Origin of the sequence: Herbiconiux sp. L3-i23, from assembly GCF_023734115.1 — a bacterium.
GTDB lineage: Bacteria > Actinomycetota > Actinomycetes > Actinomycetales > Microbacteriaceae > Naasia.
Window position 1 is genome coordinate 1429991 of record NZ_AP025737.1, and the last position, 25668, is coordinate 1455658.

The 25668-nt window shown below is 70.1% G+C and carries 21 protein-coding genes; 11 read left to right on the plus strand and 10 right to left on the minus strand.

What is annotated here, in order from left to right; all coding sequences use genetic code 11:
• Window positions 1–2 precede the first annotated feature (2 nt).
• The 3 genes from NGH83_RS06700 to NGH83_RS06710 all read right to left on the minus strand — a co-directional run bounded on the left by NGH83_RS06700 (window position 3) and on the right by NGH83_RS06710 (window position 4026).
• Complete coding sequence (locus NGH83_RS06700; protein ID WP_251858284.1) at window positions 3–944, minus strand: carbohydrate ABC transporter permease; 942 nt, start codon at window positions 942–944, stop codon at window positions 3–5.
• A 97-nt stretch (window positions 945–1041) separates the two neighbouring features.
• A complete protein-coding gene (locus NGH83_RS06705) occupies window positions 1042–2385 on the minus strand; it encodes an ABC transporter substrate-binding protein (RefSeq protein WP_251858285.1) in 1344 nt (447 codons plus the stop codon).
• Window positions 2386–2589: 204 nt separating this feature from the next.
• On the minus strand, window positions 2590–4026 hold the full coding sequence (locus tag NGH83_RS06710) for a PLP-dependent aminotransferase family protein (protein WP_251858286.1): 1437 nt from the start codon (window positions 4024–4026) through the stop codon (window positions 2590–2592).
• A 161-nt stretch (window positions 4027–4187) separates the two neighbouring features.
• Between NGH83_RS06710 and NGH83_RS06715 the strand changes: the two genes are divergently transcribed.
• The 4 genes from NGH83_RS06715 (at window position 4188) to NGH83_RS06730 (ending at window position 7151) form a co-directional block, all read left to right on the plus strand.
• Complete coding sequence (locus NGH83_RS06715; protein ID WP_251858287.1) at window positions 4188–5069, plus strand: NADP-dependent phosphogluconate dehydrogenase; 882 nt, start codon at window positions 4188–4190, stop codon at window positions 5067–5069.
• The gene (locus NGH83_RS06720; RefSeq protein WP_251858288.1) at window positions 5066–5602 is read left to right on the plus strand and encodes an SIS domain-containing protein; all 537 of its coding nucleotides are present in this window, start codon (window positions 5066–5068) and stop codon (window positions 5600–5602) included. Before NGH83_RS06715 ends, NGH83_RS06720 begins: the two co-directional genes overlap by 4 nt.
• 175 nt (window positions 5603–5777) lie before the next feature.
• The gene (locus NGH83_RS06725) at window positions 5778–6602 is read left to right on the plus strand and encodes a polyphosphate kinase 2 family protein (protein ID WP_251858289.1); all 825 of its coding nucleotides are present in this window, start codon (window positions 5778–5780) and stop codon (window positions 6600–6602) included.
• Between the two features lie 87 nt (window positions 6603–6689).
• The gene (locus NGH83_RS06730; protein WP_251858290.1) at window positions 6690–7151 is read left to right on the plus strand and encodes a VOC family protein; all 462 of its coding nucleotides are present in this window, start codon (window positions 6690–6692) and stop codon (window positions 7149–7151) included.
• A gap of 8 nt (window positions 7152–7159) precedes the next feature.
• On the opposite strand, the gene NGH83_RS06735 is transcribed toward NGH83_RS06730, so the two are convergent.
• The gene (locus tag NGH83_RS06735) at window positions 7160–8281 is read right to left on the minus strand and encodes a glycosyltransferase (protein ID WP_251858291.1); all 1122 of its coding nucleotides are present in this window, start codon (window positions 8279–8281) and stop codon (window positions 7160–7162) included.
• 187 nt (window positions 8282–8468) lie between these two features.
• A complete protein-coding gene (locus NGH83_RS06740; protein ID WP_251858292.1) occupies window positions 8469–9293 on the minus strand; it encodes an alpha/beta fold hydrolase in 825 nt (274 codons plus the stop codon).
• 346 nt (window positions 9294–9639) lie between these two features.
• Here NGH83_RS06740 and NGH83_RS06745 point away from each other — a divergent pair, with 346 nt between their 5' ends.
• On the plus strand, window positions 9640–10872 hold the full coding sequence (locus NGH83_RS06745; protein ID WP_251858293.1) for a GAF domain-containing protein: 1233 nt from the start codon (window positions 9640–9642) through the stop codon (window positions 10870–10872).
• Between the two features lie 264 nt (window positions 10873–11136).
• Here NGH83_RS06745 and NGH83_RS06750 read toward each other — a convergent pair whose 3' ends face one another.
• The 4 genes from NGH83_RS06750 to NGH83_RS06765 all read right to left on the minus strand — a co-directional run bounded on the left by NGH83_RS06750 (window position 11137) and on the right by NGH83_RS06765 (window position 14906).
• Complete coding sequence (locus NGH83_RS06750; RefSeq protein ID WP_251858294.1) at window positions 11137–12168, minus strand: hypothetical protein; 1032 nt, start codon at window positions 12166–12168, stop codon at window positions 11137–11139.
• 420 nt (window positions 12169–12588) lie between these two features.
• Window positions 12589–13374 (minus strand): amino acid ABC transporter ATP-binding protein, encoded by a 786-nt coding sequence (locus NGH83_RS06755; protein WP_251858295.1) that lies wholly within the window; start codon window positions 13372–13374, stop codon window positions 12589–12591.
• Entirely contained in the window at window positions 13358–14020 is a 663-nt protein-coding gene (locus NGH83_RS06760) for an amino acid ABC transporter permease (protein WP_251858296.1), read from the minus strand. The genes NGH83_RS06755 and NGH83_RS06760 overlap by 17 nt, the downstream gene beginning before the upstream one ends.
• Before the next feature lie 55 nt (window positions 14021–14075).
• Window positions 14076–14906, minus strand: coding sequence for an amino acid ABC transporter substrate-binding protein (locus NGH83_RS06765; RefSeq protein WP_251858297.1), 831 nt, complete (start codon window positions 14904–14906; stop codon window positions 14076–14078).
• A 330-nt stretch (window positions 14907–15236) separates the two neighbouring features.
• Between NGH83_RS06765 and NGH83_RS06770 the strand changes: the two genes are divergently transcribed.
• Window positions 15237–16256: a 3'-5' exonuclease gene (locus NGH83_RS06770; protein ID WP_251858298.1), complete on the plus strand. Its 1020-nt coding sequence runs from the start codon at window positions 15237–15239 to the stop codon at window positions 16254–16256.
• 9 nt (window positions 16257–16265) lie between these two features.
• Here the strand turns inward: NGH83_RS06770 and NGH83_RS06775 are convergent, their stop codons facing one another.
• Window positions 16266–16838 (minus strand): hypothetical protein, encoded by a 573-nt coding sequence (locus tag NGH83_RS06775; protein WP_251858299.1) that lies wholly within the window; start codon window positions 16836–16838, stop codon window positions 16266–16268.
• Window positions 16839–16962: 124 nt separating this feature from the next.
• Here NGH83_RS06775 and NGH83_RS06780 point away from each other — a divergent pair, with 124 nt between their 5' ends.
• The 5 genes from NGH83_RS06780 (at window position 16963) to NGH83_RS06800 (ending at window position 25574) form a co-directional block, all read left to right on the plus strand.
• Entirely contained in the window at window positions 16963–17658 is a 696-nt protein-coding gene (locus NGH83_RS06780) for an HAD family hydrolase (RefSeq protein ID WP_251858300.1), read from the plus strand.
• Window positions 17659–18209: 551 nt separating this feature from the next.
• Window positions 18210–19580: an FAD-binding oxidoreductase gene (locus NGH83_RS06785; RefSeq protein WP_251858301.1), complete on the plus strand. Its 1371-nt coding sequence runs from the start codon at window positions 18210–18212 to the stop codon at window positions 19578–19580.
• Between the two features lie 3 nt (window positions 19581–19583).
• Window positions 19584–19952 (plus strand): hypothetical protein, encoded by a 369-nt coding sequence (locus NGH83_RS06790; RefSeq protein ID WP_251858302.1) that lies wholly within the window; start codon window positions 19584–19586, stop codon window positions 19950–19952.
• Between the two features lie 74 nt (window positions 19953–20026).
• A complete protein-coding gene (locus NGH83_RS06795) occupies window positions 20027–22801 on the plus strand; it encodes a BTAD domain-containing putative transcriptional regulator (protein WP_251858303.1) in 2775 nt (924 codons plus the stop codon).
• A gap of 43 nt (window positions 22802–22844) precedes the next feature.
• Window positions 22845–25574 (plus strand): BTAD domain-containing putative transcriptional regulator, encoded by a 2730-nt coding sequence (locus NGH83_RS06800; protein ID WP_251858304.1) that lies wholly within the window; start codon window positions 22845–22847, stop codon window positions 25572–25574.
• The last annotated feature ends 94 nt before the right edge of the window (window positions 25575–25668 follow it).

Sequence of the window (25668 nt, forward strand, 5' to 3'; positions counted from 1 at the left end):
GGTCAGGACCTCCTGGAGAGACGGACGATCACGAAGCTGAAGATCAGCATCACGAGGACGAAGACGAGCACGACCGCGGCGGCGTAGCTGGGGTCGAGGAACTGGAAGGCGAGGTTGTAGGCGTAGATGTTGAGCGTCTCGGTCGCCTGACCGGGCCCACCGCCGGTGATCACGTAGATCGGGTCGAAGGTGCGCATCGCCTCGATGAGGCGGGTTACCGCGGCGACCGCGATCACGGGACGCAGCGCCGGGAGGGTGATGCGCCAGAACCGCTGCCACGCGTTCGCGCCGTCGACCATCGCGGCCTCTTGCGTCTCGGTCGGCAGCCCGGAGAGGCCGGCGAGCACGATGAGGGCGATGAACGGAGTCCACTGCCACACGTCGACGAGCATCAGCGACGGCAGGGCGAGCACCGGATCCGACACCCACGGGATGCTCGGCAGACCGAAGAACGACCCGATCGTCGCGAAGAGGCCGAGATCCGGCTGGAACATGAGGCGCCACACCATCGCGATCGCGACCGGGGTGGCGATCATCGGGATGAGGAACAGGGCGCGGAGGAATCCGCGGCCCCGGAAGTGCTGGTTCAGCAGCAGCGCGTAGAGAACGCCGAGCACCAGCTCGACGGCGACGGAGCCGACCGAGTAGATGATCGTGCGCAGGGTCGCATCCCAGAAGCGCTGGTCGTTCGCGATGTCCACGAAGTTCTGTAGGCCGACGAATTCGCCGCCCTCCAGCGAGGCCGGCACGTCCTGGAACGCCATCGCGATGTTGTTGACCAACGGGTAGGCGACGAGGATGAGCAGCAGCCCGAGCGCCGGCCCGAGGAACGCGGCGCGGGTGCCCCACTCCTTCGGAAGCGCTCGGCGCCTCTTCGCGGGCGCAGGCGACGGATGGTCGCCCGAGATGCGCTGGCCCGCAGCGGCTTCGGTGGTGACTGTCATGGTTGTCCTCGTCGTGGCAGTTGCGGGGCCGGCACCTGTGCGCGGCCCCGCAACTCGTTTACTTCAGAACTCGGTTACTGCAGAGGGCGGAGGAGGGTCAGCGTGCGGAGAGCGCGTTGAACGCCTCCGCCGCGGTCTCCACCGCAGCCGCCACGTCGCCGCCCTGAATGGCGGTGACGATCGCCGCGCCGATCGCGTCGCGGGCCTCGGGGACCTGCGCGATGGTCGGGTGCTGGGCGACCGCGTTCTGTCGCGAGCTGTCGAACGCGTCGATCCACTCCTGCGGCAGCGTGTCGGGGAACTCGGTGATGCTGGTGCGGGCACCGGCGACGCCGTCCTCGGCCTGGGTCGCCTGGACGACCTCGGGGCTGGTGGCCCACTGCATGAACAGCCACGAGGCGCCCTGGTTCTCCGAGAAGTTCGACAGCGCGAGGTCCCAACCGTAGAACGCCTGTGTGTCGCCGCCGGGGCCCGACGGAACGGGCAGGAAGCCGACGTTCTCGGAGACGGTCGACTGCTCGGGGTCGAGCAGCTGCGGGGCGAAGACGCTGGAGTCGGGGAACATCGCGACGCGTCCCTGCTGGAACAGCGGCAGGATCTCCTGCCACGAGTTGTTCACGGCACCCTCGGGTCCGTTCTCGCGGACGAGGTCGCCGTAGTAGGTGAACGCGTCGATGCCCTCAGCGGTATCGAAGGCGGCCTCGCCATCCTCGGTGTTCCACTGCGCGCCCTCGTTGTAGAGGAACGGTGTGAACTGGCTCGTCGCCGACGCGCCCTTGCCGCGGCCGGTGAAGCCGTACAGCTCGCCCGCGGCGGTGATCGCCTCCGCCGACGACTGCAGCTCGTCGAGCGTGGTCGGGGGAGTGAGGCCGAGGGCCTTGAACACGTCGGTGCGGTAGTAGAGCATCGTCGTCTCGATCTGGATCGGAACGCCGATCACCTCGTCGTCGATTGTGTCTGCGGCGAGCACGTCGGCCGAGAAGTCGTCGTAGTCGTAGTCCTCCGAGGTCAGCGACGGGTTGTCGATGAACTCGGAGAGGTCGGCGTACCAGCCGTTCTGCTGGAAGAGGCGACCCTCGGCGGTGGGGCCGGTCATGAAGACGTCGAGGTCGTCGGAACGCGCCGACAGGTTGACCTGCACGCGCTGACGGAACTGCTCCTCGGGCAGCGCGGTCACGTTGACGGTGATGCCGGTGAGGTCCTCGAACTCGGCGATGCGCGGCTCGATGGCCTGCTGCCACGGGTGCTGGTTGAGCAGCACCTCGATGGTGGCGCCGTCGTAGCGCTCCCAGTCGAAGTCGCCGGTCGCGCCAGCGCCGTCGTCGGACGCGCCGCCGCCGTCACCACCGGCGCAGCCGGCGAGGAGGGCGGTCGAGGCGGTGATGGCGAGGGCGACGGTCGCGAACCGCGCCGACCTCCTCGCGGGGAACTTCGTGCTCACGTGATTGCTCCTTTGGAATACGTGCATCTGTGCTGACGCCTTGGGGTGCTGTGGTTGCAGACGTCTCGACGAGCGGATGGCCGATTGAGTCCGCCCGACCGTCTTCGGCAAACCAAAGCGGCCGGGATGACTCCATGCTCATCGGCGATTGGACTCGATCACAGTGCCAAAACGAGGACATTGGATTGCGGATGCGGAGCCCCGTCACACGAGCGGCGGGCCGAGCGGAGAACCGCTCGGGTTCGCCGCCCCGCGGTCGTACTCCGTCCACGCGCGACCGAGCCGGGCGACTCCGTCAGCGAAAGCGGTGGCGTCGGCGCCGAGCGCGAGCCGGATGTAGGGGTCGCTCGCGCCGTCGGCCGAGAGCGAGTCTCCGGGCACGATCGCGACGCCCAGACGGCGCGCCGTCTCGGCGAACGGTCGGGAGGCGCCGTGCGGCATCCGCAGCCACAGCGACACCGCGCCGGCCGGCTCGGTGAGCTCGAAGTCGGGCAGCTCGCGGCGCACCACATCGACCGCCTCGGCGGTGCGCAGGTCGATCTCGCGGTGTCGTTGCGCCTTCACCTCGGGAAGCCGGCGCAGCAGCCAGGCCGAGAGCATCTGGCTGAGCAGCGGGGTGCCCAGGTCAGCGCGCGCCTTGGCACGGGAGAGGCGCAGGATCGCGTTCTCATCTCCGCGGATCCAGCCGATGCGCAAGCCTCCCCAGAACAGCTTGCTCATCGAGCCGACCGTGAAGACGGTCGTGTCACGGGCGAGCGCGGCGAGGTGCGGGGGAGCGTCGTCGCGCAGCAGGTGCCGCGAACTCGAATCCTCGATCACCGCACCCGAGAAGCCGCGCAGGCCCGAGGCGAGGCGGCGCAGCGAGTCGCCGTCGCAAACGAGACCCTCGGGCCCGAACGACGAGATCAGGTAGACCAGCGAGGGCTCCGACTTCGCCACCACGCCGAGCAGGGCCTGCTCGCCGCTACTCGACAGGGACCGGGCGCTCCGCACCACGACAGGCTCGCGGCGCACGAGGTCGAGCATGCCGGGAGAGGTCGGGTCCTCGACGAGTACCGAGTCGCCGGTGTCGAGCAGGTGCTGGGTGAGCAACGACAGCGCCTGCTGGTCGCCGGTCGTGATGAGGATCTGCTCGGGCGAGGTGTGCAGGCCCTCCTCGCTGAACATGTCGGCGACCGCCCGGCGCAGCTCGAGCAACCCGAGGGCGGAGTAGCCGGTCTGCTCGAGCAGCGGCTCGGCCATGCCGTCGCCGAGCGCGACGATCGCGTCGCGCACCGCCGGTGCGGCCGGCAGGGTCGCGGTGGCGAGGTCGATCAGCTGCTCGCCGCCCGAGAGCGCGGCGCGACCGAGCGACTCCTGTTGGCTCGACCGCGACGATGCGTTGCGTTCGGCGCCCGCCACCCAGGTGCCGCTGCCCTGCTTGCTCGTCAGCACGCCATCCGAGCGGAGCATGTCGTAGGCGGCGACCACCGTGCTGCGTCCCACGGCGAGCGCGCGGGCCATGTGACGTTCGGCGGGGAGGATCGTTCCCGGTGCGAGATCGCCGCGGAGCACCGCGTTGCGGATGGCGATCGCGAGCCGCTGGTAGAGCGGACCCGAGTGGATCGTCCACTCGCCTACGGCATCCAACACGTTGACCACGTGGCCTCCTCAACAGTCCAATCGCCATCGAATGGCACTGTCACCGGTGCCTCTCGACGGCAACTATGGCTAATGGTGGCCCCATGCACAAATCATGCGGCCCTGTTCGCGCCCGGCGGTTCCGAGGCGTGGACTCGCGACTACGAGGGGTTTGACCGTCGATGCAGATCGGATTGCTGGGACTCGGCAAGATGGGCGGCGGCATGGCGCTGCGCCTCGCGCAGGGCGGCCACGACGTGCTCGGTGTCGACCTCTCGGAGGAGTCGCGTCGGCGTGCCGAGGACAACGGCGCCCGCACCTTCGGCGACCTCCGGTCGATGCTCGCCGCCCTCGACGGACCTCGCATCGTGTGGGTCATGCTCCCTGCCGGTCGACTGACCCGCGAAGCGGTCACGACCCTCGCCGGCCTGCTCTCGGAGGGCGACCTCGTCATCGACGGCGGCAACAGCGACTTCCGTGACGCACCCGGCCACGTCGAGACGCTGTCGGCCCGCGGCATCCGCTTTGCCGACATCGGGGTGAGTGGCGGCCAGTGGGGCTGGCAGAACGGCTACGGGCTCATGGTCGGCTCCGACGAGCCCACCTACCGCGAGATCGTCCCGATTCTCGACTCCCTCGCGGCCGAGGGCGGCTACTCGCGGGTCGGCGATGTCGGTGCCGGACACCTGGTGAAGGCCATCCACAACGGCATCCAGTACGGGGTGCTCCAGGCCTACGCCGAGGGTTTCGCGCTGCTGAAGGCGCACCCCGAGGTCGACACGGTCGCCGCGATGTCGGCGTGGCAGGGCGGTAGTTCGATCCGGTCGTGGCTGCTCGAGCAGACCGTCGAAGCGCTCAAGGAGAACCCGACCCTCGACGGCGTCGGGTCGCAGGTGTCCGACTCGGGAATGGGGCGCTGGACCGCCGAAGAGGCGATCCGTCTCGCGGTGCCGACCCCCGTGCTGACCGCCGGGCTGCACGCGCGATTCGCGAGCCGCGCCGACGACGACGCCGCGAAGCTGCTCGTCGCGGCCCGGGGCCGTATTGGCGGGCAGAAGTCGTGAGCCCGGTGTCGGCCTACGCCCGATCGAACGTCGAGGAGCTGGCCGCCGTCGTCGCCGAGCTCGATGACGCCGCCCTCGACGCACTCGTTGACGCGATCGTCGCCGCACCCCGCGTCTACTTCACCGGCATCGGGCGGTCGGGTCTGTCGGCGCGGGCGATCGCGATGCGGCTGATGCACATCGGCATCCACGCGTTCGTGGTCGGCGAGGTGGCGACGCCCGGCATCGGCGCGGGCGACCTGCTCGTCGCGTTCACGTCGAGCGGGCGCGGATCGGTGCAGGCTCAGGCGGATGTCGCGTCGTCGGTCGGTGCTTGGATTGCGACGTTCACCACGAAGGAGAACGAGTTGACGGCCCGGTCGGTGGCGTCCGTGATCCTGCCCGCCCGCACCGTGGTGGCGACGCAGCAGCATGCCGGCTCATTGTTCGAGCAGGCCTGCCTCGTCGTGGGCGACGCGATCTGCCGCGCGGTTCAGGAGCGCCTCGGCGTTCCTACCGAGGAACTCGACCGCCGCCACGCGAACCTCCAGTAGCGGGCCGTCCCTTCGTATCGCTGCGCTCAACGGGCGGTTGGTACTTCAGTCGCCCGTTGAGCGAAACGATACGCAGACGGCGGCGGGCCGGCACATCCGTCGCCCGCCGCGCGGAGCGATACGACGACGGCGGCGGGGTGAGGAGTGGCGCAGGGGAGAGGCGTAGCGTGCCCGCATGACTGAGATGACTCGCGTATCCGACGGCTTCTCGCTCGCTGACGTCGACCCCGACAGCACGCCCGGCTTCGACGGCGGCAAAGCAGAGGGCGAAACCGCGCTCAGAGACGGCGTCGACGAGCTGTCCGAACTGCAGGAGCGGCTCTTCGCCGCCAGCCGCGCGGGCGACACACGCAACGTGCTGCTCGTGATCCAGGCGATGGATACCGCCGGCAAGGGCGGCATCGTGCGGCACGTCGTCGGGCAGGTCGACCCGCAAGGCGTGGCGCTGCGGTCATTCAAGGCGCCCACCGACGAGGAGCGCTCGCATCACTTCCTGTGGCGCATCGAACGAGCGCTGCCCGGGCCGGGGATGATCGGCGTGTTCGACCGATCCCACTACGAGGACGTGCTCATCGGCCGTGTCCGTCAACTCGCGCCCGCCGACGAGATCGAGCGGCGGTACGGCGAGATCGTCGACTTCGAGCAGCGCATCGTCGACAGCGGCACCGAGCTGATCAAGGTCATGCTGCACATCTCGCCCGATGAGCAGAAGAAGCGGCTGCAGGAACGGCTCGACCGGCCGGACAAGTACTGGAAGTTCAACCCCGGCGACATCGACGAACGCAGCCAGTGGGACGCCTACATGGAGGCCTACCAGATTGCGTTGACCCGCACCTCGACCGAGCGGGCGCCCTGGTACGTCGTTCCGGCCAACCGCAAGTGGTACGCACGGCTCGCGGTCCAGCGCCTGCTGACCGACGCTCTGCGGCGCATCGACCCGCAGTGGCCGGACGCCGACTTCGATGTCGAGCACGAGAGGGCACGACTCGCCGCTAGCTGAAAGCCGACGTTCAGTGGCCGAACGTGCGCTGACACTGTCCACCAGGCTCGCCAGGGTGGAGACGAACCCCGAGCGAAGGAGCCCGCCGTGATCGAGAACGTCTTCATCAACCTGCCCGTGACCGACCTCGAACGGTCGAAAGCGTTCTACAGCGCGCTGGGATGGGAGAACAACGCCGACTTCTCCGACGCGAACGCCGCCAGCTTCCAGGCGTCCGACAACATCTACGTGATGGTGCTGAACCACGACCACTACCGCAACTTCACCCCGAAGCCGATCGCCGATCCGTCGGTGTCCGGCGTGATCAACTCGTTGGGGGTGTCTGAGACCGCGGGGGTCGACGAGCTGGTCGAGAAGGCGATCGCCGCGGGTGCCACCGAGAACAAGGCGCAAGACTACGGCTTCATGCGCACCCGCTCGTTCGACGACCCCGATGGCCACACCTGGGAAGTGATGTGGATGGATCCCATCGCGCAGTCCGGTGACTGGGAAGCAGTGCAGGCCAAGTACCCGGACATGCCTCCCATGCCGGGCGCCGAGACCGCGTAGCCGGCTCTCTAGAGGGGTGCCCGCGGGACGTCCTGGTGTCCCGCCGCGTGCAGGATCGCGTGACACGCGGCATCCACACCGTGCGCCGCCCGCAGCCGTGAGCGGATCGCCTCCGCTGACCGCCGATAGTCGGGCCGCTTCAGCAGGGTCGTGACCGCCTCGGCGATCATGGAGGGCGCCGCGTGCTTCCGCAGCACGATCCCCGCCCCCGCCCGTTCGACCGCGCGTCCGACCAGCGGCTGGTCGATGCGGGTGTCGCACGGGATGATCACCATCGGTTTGCCGTTCATCAGCGACCGCATCGTCGTCGAGTGACCGCCGTGACCGATGACGGCACTGACGGTCGGCAGCACGGTCGCGTGCGACGCCGACGCCACGAGTTCAGTGTTCACACCGGCGCGGAGGCGGGTCGCGTCGATCGCGGGACCGGTCGTCGCGAGAACCGTGATCGGAAGATGCGCGACGGCATCGAGGATGCGCTGCAGCACCGCGGCCTGGCCGGGCGCCGCGACCGTGCTGAGGCTGACGAGGAGACGAGGGAGCGGGGTGGATGTCTCGCTCGAGTCCCATGGCTGGCGCTCGGCAGGCCCGGTCCAGATGAAGTTCGGCGGGAACTCTCGCCGGGATGCGGGATCGAGGAGGCGATCCGATGTCACGAGGACAGAGTTCGCCGACGCCCAAGCGTCGCGTGCGCGCACGCCTTGCAGTGAGGTGAGGGCGGTGACCGCGCGGTTGCGGAGGAAGAACTCCGCCAGGGTGTGCATCAGGACCACGACTGGGACCCGGCCCCGCACCGCCCGGGAGATGGAGGCGGGGATAAGAGCGTCCATCACGACCACATCGGCCGGGGTGCCGGCCAGTTCGTCGGCGAGATCGTCGGCGTAGCCGGGATCGGAGAGCAGGCGGGCGAACGCGAGCGCGCCCTTCGCGCCGGACGTCGTGCGCGGGTACCAGCCGCGAGCACGACGGTAGGGGGCTGCGTCGAGGTCGTCGGCGGCGAGCGTTTCGATCTGCGTCGGCGCCGCGAGGAAGCGGACCGCGTGGCCGCGGCGGAGGAGTTCGTGGGCGATCGGGATCACCGGGGCGACGTTGCCGCCGCCGTCGAGCGTGAGGAAGAGGATGTGTGCCATGCGGGTGGCCGCTTCGGGGTGTGAAGAGAGTGCGAGTCGGTCGTTGAGTGGTGCGAAGCGGGTTTCGAAACGGGTCGAGTAGCGCTTCGAATCGAGCCGCAGCGGTGTGCTCTCGATAAGCTCCTTCGTCGCTACTCGAGCCGTTTCGATACGCGCTGGCGCGCCTACTCAACGACCGGCTAAGGCATTAGGACTTGAGCCACTCCAGGAGGTCGGCGTTGATCGTCGCCGCCTCCGTTGTTGGCATGCCATGGGGGAAACCGGCGTACGTCTTCAGGGTGCCGTTCTGCACCAGCTTCGCCGAGAGCGGGCCCGAGTCCTCGTAGGGGACGACCTGGTCGTCGTCTCCGTGCATGACGAGCGTGGGCACCGAGATCTTCTTCAGGTCGTCGGTGAAGTCCGTCTGCGAGAACGCGACGACACCGTCGTAGTGAGCCTTCGCGCCGCCCATCATGCCCTGACGCCACCAGTTCGCGATGATCGCCTCCGACGGCTCGCGGTCCGGCCGGTTGTAGCCGTAGAACTGCTGCGACGGCAGCTCCCGGTAGAACTCCGAACGACGCGTCGCGACCTGCTCCTGGATGCCGTCGAACACCTCCTTCGGCAGACCGCCGGGGTTGTTCTCGGTCTTCACCATGATGGGCGGCACCGCGCTGATCAGCACCGCGCGGGCGACGCGGCTCTCGCCGTGCTGGCCGATGTAGTGCGCGACCTCGCCGCCGCCGGTCGAGTGACCGACGTGGATGGCGTCGTGCAGGTCGAGGTGCTCGGTGAGGGCTGCGAGGTCGGCGGCGTAGTGGTCCATGTCGTGGCCGCCGCTCGTCTGCGTCGACCGGCCGTGACCACGGCGGTCGTGCGCGATGACCCGGTAGCCGTTGGCCAGGAAGAACATCATCTGCGCATCCCAGTCGTCGGCCGACAGCGGCCAGCCATGACTGAAGACGATGGGCTGCCCCTCGCCCCAGTCCTTGAAGAAGATCTCCGTACCGTCTTGCGTGGTGATGAAACCCATTGCTTCTCCCAGAGGTGATGTGTGGATCGAACCGCTGTGTGAGAAACGCTGCGCGGCAGCATGGTGGTGCTTCGCCTCTGGCTCGGCCGCCGCAGCCACGTCGCCTGCCCGAGAAGGTAGCGCTCTCACCGTCGTCGGCGCTAGAGCAGATCGCCAACGGCGCCGGGCGCGGCGGTGAACACTGCGGGCCGGACGCCGCGGGGTTCCGGGGGATCGGGGGCGCCGACGCGGCGAGGCGCGCTCCCTAACGGGGGCGTCGGCGTGGCGACGCAGCGGGATCTCCGCCGGGGCCTAGTGTCCGTCGAGAGGTCGCGCCGTCGATGGTCGCCTCGGTGAGGAGAGCGGCGTGGCCCTCTACGAGATCCTTCGTCCTGTCGCGTCGTTCTGGTACGCCTACCACTTGACCCGTGGTGCCGACATCCCGCAGCCGCGGACCTCGCCGACGGCGTCGTCCGGTGCGGGAACCCCCGCCCGAATCCTGCTCCTCGGCAACGGGCCTGCGCATGGATGGGGCGTCGTCTCGCACCAGCTGGCCCTCACCGGCGCCCTCGCCAACCGGCTCGGAGCGCGATGCGGTCGCGCCGCGCGGGTCGACTACGTCGGCGAAGAGATGATGAACGCGGCGGCCGCCCCCGCGTGGCTGCGTCGCGCCGACCTCGCCACCTACGACGCCGTCGTCGTCGTCATGGGGATGAGCGACGCGGTGCGTCTCACCCCGGTGCCGCAGTGGACGGCGTCGATGCGCACGGTGCTCGGAGCGCTGCGGGCGGGGCTGCCCGAGACGTCGCCGATCCTCGTCGCCGAGATCCAGGCCGTACGGTCGGTGCCCGTCTACGACTCGCTCCTCGGCGGCGTCGGCCAGCGTCACGCGGACAGGTTGAACGAGGCCACCCGCACGCTCGTCACCGAGTTCGAGCGCACCTGGCCGTTCGAGCTCGGCGAGCCCGCACCGCGGCATGGCGGGGCGCTCGGCAGCACGGCGCTCTACAGCGACTGGGCCGACGTCATCGTCGACGCGATCGTCCCTGTTCTTCCGGTCGACTGCGCCACCGGACGTGACGCTGTGCCGTCGGCGCCCGCGTGGGCGGGGCTCGAACGGGCGAAGCTGATGGCGAGCGGCGCGCCCGACTCCGAACTCGCCCGCATCACCGCCGCCGCCCGTAAAGCGTTCAAGGTGCCGGTCGCCGGCGTCAGCCTCCTCGAAGGCGACGAGGTGCACTACCTCGGCGCCGGGCAGCCGGTCGCGATCCCCAGCGAATACGCGCACTGCACCCTCGTCGTCGAGAACGGGGCGCCCCTCGTCGTGCAGCGCTCAAGCCTCGACTCCCGGTTCCGCGGCAACCCCGTCATCGACCTCACCAAGGGCGACTTCTACGCCGGTCACCCGCTGTACTCGTCGTCGGGCGACGCGATCGGATCGTTCTGCCTCATGGGAACCGCGCCTCGTCGGATGTCGCCCGCCGCGATGGAGCGGCTCGGCCAGTTCGCGGCGATGGCGCAGATCGAGCTCTGGAAGCTCGAGGCGGCGGCCCCTGACGCGGTCGGCGTCACCGACGTGCAAGAGCCTGAGCTGGCGTAGGGACTGACTTCTTAGTGTCGCTCCGCTCAACGGGCGGGCGAGCGGTGCGCTCGTTGAGCGAAGCGATACGGAGGATTGCAACTCGTGTCGCATCGCGACGGGCCTGGCGGCCCTCCTCAGCGACCAGAGTGAGACCTGGTCATTGAGGAGGCCGTTCACGGCCGTCGCGAAATGACGGAGTTGCAGGTTCGCCGCTGTGGTGCACCTGGAACTCGTGTCGCATCGCGACGGGCCTGGCGGCCCTCCTCAGCGACCAGGTGGCGGTCAGAGGATGCCGAGCCAGGCGAGGAGGCCCACGGCCATCGACACGATCGGGAATGCCATCGACAGGATCGTGCCCGCGGACGGTCGGACGCGGAGGCGGCGGCCGGCGGAGGCGACGACCTGACGGTAGGCGTCGGCGTGGTCGTCCTGGTAGCGCGACGTCTGGCGTTGCACCTTCGGCGCGAGCGCGTCGACGAGGGCGAGCACCGAGGCGAAGCGGCGCGGCCGCCACAGCTTCCACGGCGACCCCCGGTACAGCACCAGGCGGCTGCCGACGAGTTCCACCTCGCAGTCCGACGCCACGTCGAGCAGCAGCGCCATCAGGTCGGGAGTGAACAGGTAGAGGGCGTCCCGCTCATAGCCTTCCGGGCAGAACAGGGAGAAGGTCCGGTCGAAGTCTCCCTCGAGGCGCAGCCGCTGCGTCTGCAGGAATCGCGAGCCGGTCGTCCGCAGCACCCGCGAGCGGCGGTTGAGGAGAACGATGTGCGGCACCTCACGGTCGAGACGCAGACGCACGAAGCCCATCCGTCGCAGGGTGAAGCCGGGGATCGGGCCGAAGGTCCCCGCGTCGAACTCGACGCCCCCGGCCTGAGGGGGCGAGCTGATCATGTCCGCCGTCATCCGGTTGTGCAGGATGTCGAGCGCGCTTCCGCCCGACCCGTAGATCGCCGACCGGTCCGCGTACTCGAGCCCATTGGCCGCCGCGGTGCGATCGAGGCGCACCTGGCGGGACGCGTTGCGCCAGATCAGCCACATCAGGAAGAGGGCGTAGGCGCCGGTGGCGATCAGGATCACGCCGTAGACGGAACGGTTCGCCTCCGGGCCGAGTCCCGCAAGCGGCAGGTAGATGTTGACCAGCACCGCCTGGCCGATGAGGTAGCCGCCGACGATCAGGGCGATCAGCCACCACTGGCGAGACGCCGGGACGCGGTGCGCCCGGTAGTAGCGCGACACGTCCGAGAGCGTCACCCGGCTGTGGAGCGCCGCGAGGTCGATGCGTCTGCCGGTGGCCGTCTCGGGCGTCTGCTGCACGCAACGACCCTACGGCGCGGGCGGTTCTCCTCTGGTCATTGAGGAGGCCGTTCACGGCCGTCGCGAAATGACGCGGGCTGCAGGTTCCCCACAGTGGCGCACCTGGAACTCGTGTCGCATCGCGACGGGCCTGGCGGCCCTCCTCAGCGACCAGGTTGCGATCTGGTCATTGAGGAGGCCGTTCACGGCCGTCGCGAAATGACGCGGGCTGCGGATTCCCCACAGTGGCGCACCTGGAACTCGTGTCACATCGCGACGGGCCTGGCGGCCCTCCTCAGCGACCAGGTTGCGATCTGGTCATTGAGGAGGCCGTTCACGGGCGTCGCGAAACGACGCGGGCTGCGGATTCCCCACAGTGGCGCACCTGGAACTCGTGTCGCACCGCGACGGGCCTGGCGGCCCTCCTCAGCGACCGGGCCATCAGTGGAGGAGGCGGGTCAAGAAGTCTTTTGTGCGTTGTTCGCGTGGGGTTGTGAAGAGGGCGGTCGGGGTGCCGCGCTCCACGACGACGCCGCCGTCGAGGAAGGCGACCTCGTCGGCGACCTCGCGGGCGAAGGACAGCTCGTGGGTGACGACCACCATCGTCCAACCTTCGCGGGCCAGCTCGGACATGATGGTCAGCACGTCGCCGACGATCTCCGGGTCGAGCGCCGACGTCGGCTCGTCGAAGAGCAGCAGCTTCGGCCGTAGCGCGAGGGCGCGGACGATGCCGACGCGCTGCTGCTGACCGCCCGACAGCTGGAACGGGTACACGTCGCGCTTCGACTCGAGACCCACCCGGGCGAGCAACGCCTCCGCGTCGGCGACTGCCTCCGCGCGCGGCCGCTTCTGCACGACGACGGGGCCCTCGATCACGTTTTCGAGCACCGTCTTGTGCGGGAACAGGTTGTAGTGCTGGAACACCATGCCCGACGCGTCCCGCAGCCGCGCCCGCTGAGCCGCTCGGGCACGATTCGAGGCGGGCTCGCCGAAGTCGATGCGATCGTCGTCGAGCTCGATGACACCGGAATCCGGCGGCGTGAGCGCGTTCAGGGCGCGCAGCACGGTCGTCTTGCCCGACCCGGACGGGCCGATCAGCACGAGGACCTCCCCGCGCCGCACCTCGAGGTCGACGCCCTTCAGCACCTCGAGCGCGCCGAACGATTTGTGCAGGTCGGTGGCGCGCAGCAGCGGAGCGCGCGATGAGGAATCAGACGTGGGCGACATAGCGGTCGAGCCTCCTCTCGAGGCGGCCCTGCAGGGCAGATAGGCCGAGGCAGATCACCCAGTAGACGAGCGCCGCCTCGATGTAGAGCAGCATGAACTCCTGGCTGAACGCCGCGATCTTCTGCGCCTCACGGAACAGTTCGGTGACGAGGATCAGCGACGCGAGCGACGTGTCCTTCACCAGGCTGATGAACGTGTTCGACAGCGGCGGCACCGAGACGCGGGCGGCCTGCGGCAGGATGATCCGCCGCAGGGTGAGCGCGCGCGACATGCCGATCGTGTATCCGGCCTCCCACTGCCCGGCCGGAACCGAGAGGATCGCGGCGCGGATGATCTCGGCGCCGTAGCCGCCCACGTTGATCGAGAACGCGATCACCGCGGACGGCCACGGCGGGATGGTGAGACCGAGCGAAGGCAGGCCGTAGAAGATGACGAACAGCTGCACTAGCAGGGGAGTGCCGCGCACCACCGAGATCACGAACCGGGCCGCCGTCGACAGGGGCACGATCCGCGACATACGGGCCAGGGCGATGCCGAGCGCCAGCACGAGGCCGACGGCGAACGAGATCAGCGCGAGCGGGATGGTGCCGAGGATCCCGCCGCGCACGATCGGCCCGAGCGAGTCCCAGGCGAGCTGCCAATCCATCCTTGAATTCTGACGGGTGCCATCCGATCACCGGCTGACACCCCGCCCCTTCTGACTACTCGCTGACGTCCGCGCCGAAGTACTTCTCGCTGATCGCGGCGAGGGTGCCGTCCGCGCGGAGCTCATCGAGCGCCTCGTCGATCGCCTCGACCAGGGAGTCGCTGCCCTTGCGCAGCGCGAACGCGTTGTACGAGACCTCGTCGCTGTCGGCGGCGATCTTGAGGCCCTCGGTGTCGCCGTTCGTCTGGGCGTCGAGGAAGGTCAGCTCGTCGTTCACGGTCGCGTCGACGCGGCCCTGCTTCAGCAGCTCCACGGCCTGCGCCCACCCCTCGACCGACTCGACCTGGGCGCCGTACGACTCGGCGAGCTCGTACCAGTTGCTGGTCAGCGACTGGGCGGAGGTGCGGCCCTCGAGATCCTCGAAGGTGGTGATGTCGGAGTTCTCGGGCACGACGAGCACGCCGGGCGACACGGTGTACGGCTCGCTGAAGTCGTACTTCGCCTCGCGCTCGTCGTTGATCGACACCTGGTTGGCGATCAGGTCGAAACGTCCCGCTTCGAGTCCGGCGAAGATCGCGTCCCACTGGGTCTCTTCGAACTCGACCTCGACGCCGAGCTTATCGGCGACCGCGGTGATGATCTCCACGTCATAGCCGGTGAGGTCGCCGGCGCCGCCCTCGTGGAACGAGAACGGGCGGTAGGTGCCCTCGGTGGCGACGACGAGCTTGCCCGCGTCCTGCACGTCCTGCAGCGAGAGACCGGCCTCCGACTCGCCGGATCCGGTGCTGCCCGTGTCGTCGGCGGGACCGCCCGCGCAGGCGGCGAGCGTCAGGGCGGCGGCGGCCGCGGCGATGGTGGCGGTGAAGATTCGGGATGTGTGGCGCATGGCTTCTTCCTGACGTGCCCGTCGCCCTTGTGGAGGCGGCCGAGCGGTGCTGTGGTGCGAGCGGTGATGCTCCGCTTGAGGGGGCCGCGTGATGGGCGGCCAGATGAGGCTAACCAGCGGTTGTAGGAGCGCATTCCGATGTGACGGTGAATGACGTGCGAATCGCAACGAAGTCGGCGCGGCGTCCGCTCTTTGGGGGACCCGGGGCTGTGAGTTGCGGCGGAAGAAGGCCCGGGTCGCCTGAAAGGAGCGCGCCCTCGCCGTGGGGCGGGCAGGCTCGCGAACACGATTCCCACAAGCACGGGTGCGACGGGCGACAGGGAGAGGGACATGGTCGGTGGAGGATATGCAGTAGTCGATTACGAGACGACCGTCTTCGGGGACGGGCGCGAGTACATCGTCGAGATCGCGGTGGTGCACACCGACGCGGCCGGTGAGGTGACCGGGCTGTGGGAGACGCTCGTCAATCCCGGCAGCGTGACGGGCGACGACCTCGACGGGGTCGACGCGAGCGAGATCGAGGCGGCGCCCACCTTCGAGCAGGTCGCCCCCGACCTCGTGGGCCTGCTCTCCGGCCGCGTCATCGTCGCCCACCAGGCTCGGTTCGACACTAGGCGACTGCTCGCCGAGCTTCGGGCGCTGGCCGACCGGATGCAGTTACCGGCGCTCGGCATCCAGCAGATCGCGGAAGAGACGATGCACGGTCGCGACGAGCGGGCCGCCGATCGCTGCGAGGAGGTCGCGGTCGGTGTCGTCGGCGCTCACCGCGCCATGGTCAACGCGATCGCCACGGCTCGGCTCCTCGCCCTGCTGCTGCGGTCGTCGGACGACCGCGACTACTGGGGCGACCTCGTCGAGTCGTCCGCGGATCTCGTCTGGCCGCCCCTGTCGGTGATCGACGTCGAGTGGATCGCGCGGGAAATCGGCCCGAACGATCCGAGCGGCTTCGTGCAGCGCATCCCGCGACACGACCGCGATCGGTCGAGCTCCGCGGCGCACGTCGAGTACTTCACCCTGCTCGATATGACCCTGCAGGCGCCGCCGCTGTCGTTCTACGACGCCGACCGCCTGGTCACGCTCGCGGCCCGTCGACGCATCGGACGCGACAAGTGCGAGGAGCTGCACCGCGCGTACTTCGACGACCTGGCCCGCATCGCGTGGGGTCGCGGCATGACTCCGACCGACATGGCGGACCTCGTGACCATCGGGCGCGACCTCAGCCTCCCGCTGTACACGGTGCGCAATGCGCTGACGCGGCCGGAGGTGGCGACGAACGTCGATCCCGAGCCGGGCAGCGACGGGCGTTGGCAGGTCCGCCGACCGGACAACGGCCTCAACCCCGCCGCCTGACCCGCACCGTCACCGCCGCTGCTGCACCGTCTCGACGATCGCCGCCAACTGGTCCACCGTGAAGGCCGGCACGCCCTCAGGGTGGTAGAAGTCGACGACGCCGATGACAGCATCGCCGAAGCGCGCGGCGACATCACCGGTTCCCGCATAGGCTTCGTCGCCCAGGCCGGCCAGCGGCGCCGATTCGGAGGTGCCGAAGCGGTCGCGCCAATCGGCGAAGGCAGCTTCGGCGTCGGCGGGATAGACGTTGACGGTGAGCATCAGCATGCTGTCGAGCTCCTCCGACTCACCCTGGTAGAGGCACCCGGTAAGAGGTGCCGCGCCCAGGTCGTCGGCGGCTCCGGTCGATCGCGTGTACGGTCGGCCGGTAATAGCGACCAGGTCCCCGACCGGGAGCAGCGAGCAGACGTCGTCGACCGCCTCGTCGGCTGCGGACGTGCCGACATCCTCTGCTGCCTCGGATGATGGCTCGCTCGGCGGGGTCGCCCGAGCATCGGACGGCGGCGCGGAGCAGCCCGTGGACAGCGCGAAGGCCAGGGTTGCGACGATGACGAGGACGGTGGACTTTCTGTTGGGTGTCATGACGGGACCGTAGGAACGCGCGCGATATCTCCGCGTCGGTGCCAGCACTGAGATCCGCGATTCGGGGCGCGTGCGTTCGGCCGGCGTGCGGCTGACGTGCAGACACCGGCGACAGGGTGGGGGCATGAGCGAAGCGAAGTTGCAGGCGGTCCTGTTCGACATCGACGGCACCCTCGTCGACTCCAACTACCTGCACGTCGATGCGTGGATGCGGGCCTTCGCCGCCGTCGAGCGGTACCCAGACGCCGCGTTCGTGCACGAGGCCATCGGCCTCGACTCGGCGAAACTGCTCGAGCGGCTCCTCGGCGAGGAGGGGGAGACCGAGGTCGCCGACCGTGCGAAGGAGCTGCACGGCGAATATTACGAAGCCTCCGCCGAGCGCCTGCGGCGCTTCGACGGCGTCCGCGAGCTCTTCGCCGCCGTGAGGGATCGGGGTTTCAAGGTCGTGCTCGCGAGTTCCGCGCCGCAGGAGGAGCTCGACATCCTGCTGAAGGTCCTCGAGGCCGACGACCTCATCGACGCCGCGACGACCTCGAGCGATGTCGAGACCGCGAAGCCCGAACCCGACGTCATCGGCGTCGCGCTCGAGAAGGCCGGGGTCGAGCCGGACGAGGCGATCATGGTCGGCGACACCCGCTGGGACATCGAAGCCGCACGACGCGCGGGCGTCGACACCATCGCGGTGCTCACCGGTGGGCGCGGCAAGACCGAACTGGTCGAGGCCGGCGCGGTCGCGGTCCACACCGACGTCGCAGAGCTCTTCGAGGAGCTCGACCGCAGCCCGATCGGCCGTCGCAGCCAGCACACCACCGGGAGGTGACTGGGTGAAGCCCGCCCGTTGAGCGGAGCGATACGAAGGGCTGCCGAGTTGGTGTGCCTTCATATCGCTGCGCTCAACGGGCGGCGGGGTGTCGTCTGGTCATTGAGGAGGCCGTTCACGGCCGTCGCGAACTGACGTGAGCGTTGCGCAGTTGGCGAGTCGTGTCGCATCGCGACGTGCCTGGCGGCCCTCCTCAGCGACCAGGCCTCTGGTGCCTTCGTATCGCTGCGCTCAACGGGCGGCGGGTTGCGTCTGGTCATTGAGGAGGCCGTTCACGGCCGTCGCGAAATGACGTGAGTTGCAGGTTTCCCGCTGTGGCGCAGTTGGGGAGTCGTGTCGCATCGCGACGGGCCTGGCGGCCCTCCTCAGCGACCAGGTCGAGGTGCCTTCGTATCGCTGCGCTCAACGGGCGGCGGGCGGCGGGTGGCGTCTGTAGTCGGGTTGCAACCGGGTTGCAGGGGGCGGCGCCCCGCAGTGGGGTCGGGCGGTGGTCGCGAGGCTGTGGGCATCAGCTTCCGGCTCGGTCGAGCCGCCTCACGAAAGGTCAGCCCATGTTCCTCGATTTCCGCGCCCGTCGCCTGCGCGACGAACTCGCCGCCGCCGTCGACGGACCCGTCTTCCTCCCCGGATCCGCCGGCTACCGCGACGAGGTCACCGGACACAATCTCTCCGCCGTCCGCCGACCCGCGGCCGTCGTCGGCGCCACCTCCGCGGAGGACATCGCCTTCGCGGTGCAGATCGCGCGCCGCTACGAACTCGGCGTCACCATCAAGGCCACCGGTCACGGCGCACTCACCGAACCCGACGGGACCCTGCTCATCACCACAGCACGGATGCGATCGGTCGAGATCGACCCCGAACGCGGCACCGCGAGGATCGCGGCCGGCGCCACCTGGCGCGACGTGATCGACGCCGCCGCCCCGCACGGCCTCGTGCCCCTCTCCGGCTCCCACGACTCCGTCGGCGCGGTCGGCTACACCCTCGGCGGTGGGCTCAGCCCCCTCGCGCGCACCTTCGGATTCGCCGCCGACCACGTCCGCGCCTTCCAGGTCGTCACCAGCGAAGGACGTCACCTCACCGTGGACGCCGAAAGCCACCCCGACCTGTTCTGGGCGCTGTGCGGTGGGAAGGGAGGGCTCGCCCTCGTCAGCGAGATGACCATCGAACTCGTCCGCCTGGACAGCGTGTACGGCGGGCCGCTCATCTGGGGCGCCGACGATGCCGCCGCCGTTCTGCGGGCCTACTCGGCGTGGACTCCAACGCTCCCCGATGAGGTCACCACCTCGATCAGCCTGCTGCGCATGCCCGACCTGGACGCGGTCCCCGCCCCGCTACGGGGCCGATTCGCCGTGCAGCTCGATGTCGCCGTCGTCGCCGCACCCGAGGTCGCCGAAGCCTTGCTGGCGCCCATGCGTCTCGCCGCACGTCCGATGATCGACATGGCCGGAGTCGTTCCGCCGCAGGCACTCTGCCAGCCCGGCGCACCGATGCCGCAGTGGGACAAGGGGGTACTGCTCGGCTCGCTCCCCGACAGCGCCGTCGGTACTCTGCTCGCGCACGCCGGGCCGCAGCGGGAGCTGCCGTTCCTCGCCGTGCAGATCCGACACCTCGGCGGTGCACTGGCCGCGTCCCGAGCCAACGCGGTCGGCGGTCGTGACGCCGCATACCTGCTCTTCCTCGTCGGAGCGCCGGTGCCGCAGCTCATCGAGACCAGCATTCCCGCCGCAGCCGACGCGCTCCTCGATGCGATGTCGCCGTGGACGACCGGTGGAACGCTGGCGAACTTCGTCGGTACCCCGAGGACCGAATCCGAGCTCGCGGCAGCCTGGTCGACCGAGATCGGCGAGCGCCTCGACGAGGTGCGTCGACGCTGGAACGGCGACGGTGTGCTCGCGTGGGACGACGCCTACGAGCGGGTCTGAACCGTGACCGACACGGCGTCCGGCGTGGGTCTCGGCGGCGGCGACTTCTTCGCCGCCGAGGGGGAGCGCGTGCTCGACGACCTCAGCCTTCCGATGCTGCTCCTGCCGCTCGGCGAGGTCGACGTGCTCGCCGTCGACGTCGTCGAGCACCGGATCGAGCTCGGCGTCGCGAGCCCGGTGCGGCGTCCGGTGGTCGAGACCGCCGCTCTCCTGTGCGCCCTGCTCGCCGCACCGCGGACCTCGCGCCTGTCGTTCGGCAGGACGGAGGCCGGTGCGTGGCGGTGCTCGGCCCGATGCACCGGCCCTGGCGGGGAGTGGACGATCGCGATCGACCTGCCAGGGCTCTCGGGACGAAGGTTGCACCAGCGTTAAACGCCCTCACCTCGGTGCTCAGGCGGTCGATGCGTTTCGTAGCGTCTGAGCGTCCCAGCACAAGGAGCTTCTCCATGACGATCGCCGTCGCCCTGTCCGGACCGCTCACCGTCACGGCGGAGGGCGCACCGTTGCGGGTGAAAGGCGCGATCCCGTCCGCCATCCTCGCGCGGCTCGCCCTGTCGGCCGGTGAGTACGTCGACACGGACACCCTCATCGGCGATGTGTGGGTCGACGCGCCGGAGAAGGCGCTCACGAGTCTCCGCGCGCACATCTCACGGCTCCGGGACCTCCACCCGGCACTCGGGTCGGCTCTGCAGGGCAGCCGCCGCGGTTACCTGCTCGACCTCGCCCGCGACCGGGTCGACGTGCTGCGCTTCCGGGACGGAGTGGGGGCACTCGATCAGTGGGGAGTCCGCGGCGACTCCGACGCGCGATTGCGGGTGCTCGTCGAACTCGAAGCGATGACGGACGGCGAGCCGCTCGCGGGTCTCGATGCGTTCCCATTCGTGGCGCCGGTCCGGGCCGCTCTGCGGTCGGAGCGACGGATGGTGCTCGAAGAGCTCGCCGAGCAACGGTTGGAGCGCGGCGAGAACGCCCTCGCGATCGCGCTGCTCGCCGATCTCGTGGAGCAGCATCCCACCCACGAGCGGCCGGTGCGCCTGCTCGCCGTCGCGCTCGCGCGAGTCGGGCGCACGACCGACGCGACGGAGACGGTCGACTCGTTCGAGCGTCGCCTGGCAGCGCTCGACGGGATTCCGCTCTCCGGGCGCATGCGCGACCTCCGTCAGGCGATCCTGCGCCGGGATCCGGAAATCGTGCAGGGCGGAGGTGCGAACGCCGCCACCGTGAAGCGCACAGGGGTTCCCATCCCACTCACCCGCTTCATCGGCCGACGCGCCGAAGTGCAGTCGGTTCAGGCGCTTCGCCGCAAGCACCGCGTCATCACCATCGTCGGGCCGGGCGGCGTCGGCAAGACACGACTCGCCGTCGAGATCGCGCGATCGGCGACGACCGCCGACGACGACGACCAGTGGATGGTCGACCTCGCCCCCGTGCCGGTCGAGGGCGTCCTCGGCGAGATCGCCGTCGTCGTCGGCGCACGCGAAGCCGGGATCGAGGCTGTGCTGCGCCGGGTCACGGGACGGCGGGGGCTGTTGATCCTCGACAACGCCGATCTGCTGATCGGCGCCGTGTCCGCCATCGTCGACGAGCTCTCGGCGCGGGCACCCGAGCTCACCATCCTGACCACGAGTCGGGAGTCCCTGCGCCTGCCGCACGAACGGGTCGTGGTCGTCGGCCCCATGCTGGGCGACGACGCGGCGGACGCGCTCCGCATCTTCGAGCAGCGCGCCGCCGACGCGACGGGTGCGACTCTCGGAGACTCGGGACTCGAGGCAGCCAGTCAGCTCTGCGATCTGCTCGACGGCATCCCGCTTGCTCTCGAGATCGCCGCCGCGCGCCTCGACGTCTACTCGGTGGAAGAGGTGCGGGACGCCGTCGCCCGTCACGTCCGGCTCGACGGCGGTGGCGGCGGCCGTCACGCGAGCGTCGAGGCCGCCGTCGAATGGAGTCTCACCCTGGTGACCGCGCCGCAGCGGGACCTCCTCGCGGGGCTCGCCCGCTTCGTCGGCCCCTTCACCCCGACGGCCGTGGAAGGCGTGCTCGGCACCTCTCCCGACGCAACCGATCGGCTCATCCAGGACCTCGTCGAGAAGTCGCTCGTCGCCGTCGTGCGCGGTGATGCGGGCGAACGGTCCTGGCGGCTGCTCGAATCGGTGAAGTCGGTCGCCCGGCGCATCCCCGCCGCCGACGACGTGCTCCGGCTGGCGCACCGCGACTGGTTCGCCCGCTTCGCGCGCGAGGTCGCTCCCACGTTGCGCACATTCGACGCCGCTCGCGGCCGTGCCCTCTTCGATCTCCACCGTGCCGACCTCGACACCGCCCTCGGCCGCGCGATCGATGACGGCGACCGCGAGGCCGCGCTCAGTATCGCGGGGTCGCAGGCGAACCACTGGTTCGCCCGCGGCATGCTCGTCGACGGCCGGGCCACCATCGAGCGCGCGCTCGCCGTCGAGGGGACGGCGGCGCCGCAGACCGAAGCGGATGCGCTTCTCGGCGCCTGCATCCTCGCCTATCAGGGTGGCGACGCGGCGGCGGCGTTCGACTACATCGGCGCTGCGGGGGCGAAGGGGCTCGAGGCGGGCGACGCGGCGGTCCCGCTGGTCGCACTCGCGCAGGAGGCGTACGGGCGGTCGCTGTTCGGTGCGGTCCATGCCGCGGACGCATTGTTGGAGGAGGCGGATGCCCTGCTCCCCGCCGCCCCCGACTGGGCGAAGAGCGAGTACCACATGTGCCGTGGCCAGATGCTCCGCGCCGCCGGCGACCTCGGCGGTGCGCTCGACGCCCTCACCGAGGCTCACCGCATCAGCGCGAGCATCGGTTACGCCTGGATCGTCGCCTCCTCGCTGTACGTGACGGGCAAGGTCCTCGTCGACGCTCGTCGCCCACGCCGTGCGATCGCGGTTCTGCGGTCGGGGTTCGACGGCTGCATCGGTTCCGACCAGCAGACGAGCGCACTCGCGCTGCTGCACGTCATCGCCGGCGCGTGCGCCTTCGTCGAACGGCACGAGGAGGGCGCGGCGCTGTTCGGCGCGATCGACCGGATGGGCGTGCGTCACGACTACAACCCGGTGATCGCCGAAGGCGACGACGCGAAGAAGCGTCGCGACGCCGTCGCCGCCGGGTTGACCGGTGAGGAATTCGACCGCGCCTACCGCAGCGGGGGCCGGATGGGTGTGAACGAGGTGCGCGCGGTGATCGCCGCGCTTCCCCAGGAGACGTCGTGAGGGTCCTATGGTGGTGCCCACGTGGCAGGAAGGAGCCGGTTCGATGTCGTATCGGCTGACCCTGTTCGGCTCGTTCGCGGCAACCGTCGACGGTCGGCCGCTCCCGATCCGCGGCGAGATCCCGCGCGCGATCGTGTCGCGCCTCGCTTTCAGGCCCGGGGAACGGGTGACGCCGCAGGAGCTGATCGACGACGTCTGGCGCGAGGCGCCCTCGGGCGTGGTGTCGAGCCTTCGCGCCCACCTGTCGCGTCTCCGTGCCGAGGGGTGGAGCGCCGTTCTCAGTGGCGGGCGGAACGGCTACGCGCTCGAGGTGGACTCCGCCGATGTTGACGTCGCCCGGTGGCGGCAGCTTCTCGAGACCCGCGGCGAGGGGCGGATCGAGGGGCTCATCGAAGCCGAGTCGCTGTGGCGCGGGCAGCCCTTCGCCGGCCTCGACGCGCCGTTCGCCGAGGCGAGTCGGCCCGAGTTCCTGCGCCTCCGACGTGAAGCGATGCTCGAGATCGCCGATGCGCGGCTCGAGACGGGGGAGAACGTCGACGCTTCGCTCGACCTCGAACGGCTGCTTCGCGACCTCCCCGGCGACAGTGAACTCACGCGTCGCTACGCGGCCGCTCTCGCCGGAGCAGGCCGCGCCGGGGACGCCCTCGACGTCATCGACGCGGTGATGGGCGACCTAGGCGATCACGCACGCGGGCCGCTCGCCGAGCTGCGCCGATCGATCGTGCGACAGGATCCCGTTCTGCTCGGACGCACCGACGATCGCCATGCGACCGTCGAGCGGACCGGAATCCCCGTACCTCTCACCCGCTTCGTCGGTCGTGCCGGTGAGCTCGATCAGGTCGCCACGGCCCGCGCCGAGGCGAGACTCGTGACCCTCGTGGGGCCGGCGGGAGTCGGCAAGACCCGCCTGGCCGCAGAAGCCGCCCGCCGGGCGGGAGCGGACGTCGACGAGCAGCAGTGGCTCGTCGACCTCACCGTCATCGTCGACCCCGGCCATGTGCTCGGTGTCGTCGCCGACGTGGTCCGCGCCGGGTCCGACACCCTCGACGCCGTCGCCGCGCGACTGACCGGGAGACGGACCCTCCTCATCCTCGACAACGCCGAACACGTCCTCGGAGCGGTCGCCTCCCTCGCCAGCCGGTTGCTCGGGCGCTGCGAGGGGCTCGCCGTCATGGTCACGAGCCGAGAAGCGTTGCGGATGCCGGGGGAGCGGGTCGTTCCCGTCGCTCCGTTCGTCGGCGACGCCGCGCCCGACGCGGTCCGGCTCTTCCTCGATCGCGCCCGCGACAGTTCGGGGCTGTCGCAGTGGGACGACCACAGCATGCGCGAGATCTCGGCGCTCTGCCGCGACCTCGACGGTCTTCCGCTCGCCCTGGAGCTCGCCGCGGCTCGACTCGACGTGCTGAGTCTCGCGGAGGTCGCCGACTCCGTCCAGCGGGGCGGCACGGACGCGGGGCGACACGGCTCGCTCGACAGCGCGCTGGGGTGGAGCCTCGACCTGCTGAGCCCGCCCGAGGTCGACATGCTCACCCAGCTCGCCCGGTTCGCGGGGTCGTTCGGCCTCGACGCGGTGGCGGGGATCTGCGTACCCGCTGAGGGCGCGGACGCCCGCGAGCTAGCCGCGGCGCTGGCCCGGAAGTCCCTCGTCACCCCTCTCGGCACGGACACCGGCGCCCGCCGGTTCCGCCTGCTCGACTCGGTGCGTCGGTACGTCCGGCAGCGCGACACGCGGCAGGACGCCCACCAGTGGCGGGACCGGCATGCGGCCTGGTTCGCCGACTGGATTTCGGGCATCGAAGAGCAGATGCGCACCGCGGAGAACGCGAGGGCACGCACCCTTCTCGGCGCCTATCGAGCCGACCTGCACGCCGCCGTCGATCACGCAGTGGAGACCGGCGACCGGGCGACAGCGGTCCGACTGCTCGCCGTTCTCGCGTGGTACTGGTTCGAGCGCGGCCTCCGCGTCGACGGGCTCGACACCGCCGAGCGGGTCCTCGCCATGCCCGGCGAGCGCGACCCCGCCCGAGAGGCGCGTGTCCTGCGGGCATGCGCCTACATGGCCGCCGTCGGTGCGGACGAACGACAGGTGGCCCGGTACATGTCGCGCATGCGCGACGCGGCGGCGGCGTCCGACGACGCGGCCGAACGGGTGCTCGCGGCGACGATGAGCGGCTACGTCGCCGCGGTCGCCGGCGAGGCCGATCAGGCCGACGCCTATCTCACGCATGCCACCGCCGAGATCGCGGCGGCGGGTGACTCACTGCCCATCTGGGCTCGCGTGGACGAATTGATGGTGCGAGGAGATGTGCTCCGAGCGCTCGGCCGGCCCTCGCAGGCGCTGACCAGCACGAGCGAGGCGTACCGAGTGTCCGTCGAAGCGGGCGACGCGTGGGGCGCGCGCAGCGCCTGCTACGTCACCGGCAAGGCCCTCGTCGACGTGCGGCGCGGCAAGGAGGCGGTTGGGATCCTGCGAAGCGGCGCGATCCGGTCGCTCGAGGCCGAAGACGCGTCGTCCGCTCTCGCCGCGATCAACGTCATCGCCGCCGCCTGCCACGTCCTCGGCCGCGACGACGACGCGGTGACCATCTATTCGGCGATCGACGTCCTCGGGGCGCGGCACGGGTATTCGGCGCTGGGGTCCGATCCCGAGCACACGGAACGGCACCGGGCCGCGGCGAGCGCGGCGCTCGATCGAGACGATCTGGCCGCCGCCACGCAGCGCGGAGCGGACCTGTCGCTCATGGAGCTGATGCGGCTCGTCACCACGTTCTGACCGGCGCCGCAGCGAGCCCGCCAGTCCACGGTTACAGCCGGATTGCAGGCCGGTCCTTGCGACTCCGCGACCCGCGCCGCGCTCCTACCGTGGT